Raw genomic sequence first — 1,689 nt, forward strand, 5'->3', positions numbered from 1 at the left:
AAAAATTCCAAAACTTTAAGTCATTTTGCTAAAGCTTATAGGGGTAAAATACTAAGAGTGTTAGCAAGTAAAAATATACATAGCAAAGAAATTTTGCTAGAAAACTTACCTAATGATTTAAAAATAAAAGAAATTAAAATACAAGGATTAAAAGAAGAGATAATTTTAGATATAGTAAGCTAAGCCTTTTGGCTTAGCTTTTATAATTAGAATTTGTATAGAGCTTCAAGTCTGATGAATTGATCATCGCTATCATGAACACCAGCTTTATTGAAATCTTCAGTTAAGTAAGAATAGAATCCACTAAATGTAAGTTTTGGGCTATATGCATAAGATACTCTTGCGATATATTCATTTTTATCTGTTTCAGCACCTGCTGCATATTCAGTTTTACCACCGATATAGTCAAATCCTACTCTAACAGTTTCAGCAAAAGTATAACCTAAACCTGCAAAATAGAAGAAGTTTTCACCCTTATCTCCGGTTAATCTACTACCGTGAGAATAGAAAATTTGTTCACCTGGAGCGATTATTCTACCTTTATCTTCTAATACAACAATAGTATTTTTATCTTTTTCACCATAGCCAACAATACCTGCTTGGAAATCAAAAGCAGAAATTTGTCCTTGTAATTGAGCAGCATAGAAGTTAGCGTTATCAGCATTTAAGCGTTTTTCTGTGTCACTATCTACACTATTTCCTAAGTATTGAGCTTGGATTTTGAAATTAGCATCATTGAATGCAAATTTATAGCTAGCATCTACTGCGTATAAGAATGCATAGTTATTTGAATAAGCAGCCCATAATTGGAACGCAAATGGATCAAAATCACCTAATATAGCAGCACCATATAATGAAGATTTAGCCATGTTGATAACAGGGAAACTTTGTTTGTTGTTATTTGTTCTATCGTTCAAAGTAGCAGCAGTGTCACCATCATCTTCAGCATTAAAGCTATCAAACCAGTAACCTGCAAAAGTTAAACCTTCAATAGAAGTGTTTACTACTTTAGCTCCTGTTCCTACTAAATCATCAGTCCAAATAGAACCAACTTCCATTTTACCAAAAGTTACGCTTGTAGCATAAGCTTCATTAGTGTATTCTAAGTAAGCTTGTTGAACATTGAAAGTTTTATTTGTAACTGTTTGATTACCTGTACCAAAACCAGCTTCATTTGTGCTGTATTGGAATTGAACAAAAGCTTTGAAGTTATCATCTAAAGCTGCTTTGAAATTTAATTGAGATTTAAATCTGTGTTTGTTTTCTTTAGAGTTGTTATAACCATCTACAATTGTGTTACCAATATCTCTTCTATCAGATTCAAATCTATATCTGAACATTCCTGATACATCAACATCTTTTATAGCTTCTTCAAGTGAAACAGCATTAGCTGCTGAAAAAGCACCTGCAGCTAAAGCTGCTACTAAACTAAGTTTAACTAGTTTCATGAGAATTCTCCTTATTAAAATTAAAACTATGGCTTGTATTATAGCATAGTTTTATATAAGAATTCTTAAAGTAAATAAAAACGATAAAAATATATTAAAGGGTTGTGTTTATAGATTGAATTATCTTTAAAGATCTAGTTTGAAACTAGATCTTTAAAAACTAAGGAGTTATCTATGAATGTTTGCTTTTACAAGTGTAATTATGCTCTTTGATAGTTAATGTTTGGAAACTGAGGGTTTA

The 1,689-nt window shown here is 30.9% G+C and carries 1 protein-coding gene and 1 pseudogene; one reads left to right on the top strand and one right to left on the bottom strand.

Annotated features, from left to right (window positions below; translation table 11 throughout):
• Positions 1-183 (top strand): annotated as a pseudogene (locus tag L8W64_RS08800) (peroxide stress protein YaaA); the annotation flags it as partial.
• Between the two features lie 23 nt (positions 184-206).
• Here L8W64_RS08800 and L8W64_RS08805 read toward each other — a convergent pair.
• Positions 207-1,448: a major outer membrane protein gene (locus tag L8W64_RS08805; protein WP_263673541.1), complete on the bottom strand. Its 1,242-nt coding sequence runs from the start codon at positions 1,446-1,448 to the stop codon at positions 207-209.
• Positions 1,449-1,689: the final 241 nt, after the last annotated feature.

The sequence above is a fragment of the Campylobacter sp. IFREMER_LSEM_CL1097 genome (assembly GCF_025772225.1).
GTDB lineage: Bacteria > Campylobacterota > Campylobacteria > Campylobacterales > Campylobacteraceae > Campylobacter_D > Campylobacter_D lari_D.

Excerpts from the sequence above, each read along its gene's own strand:
- L8W64_RS08805 (WP_263673541.1), bottom strand. The coding sequence starts at position 1,448 with ATGAAACTAGTTAAACTTAGTTTAGTAGCAGCTTTAGCTGCAGGTGCT.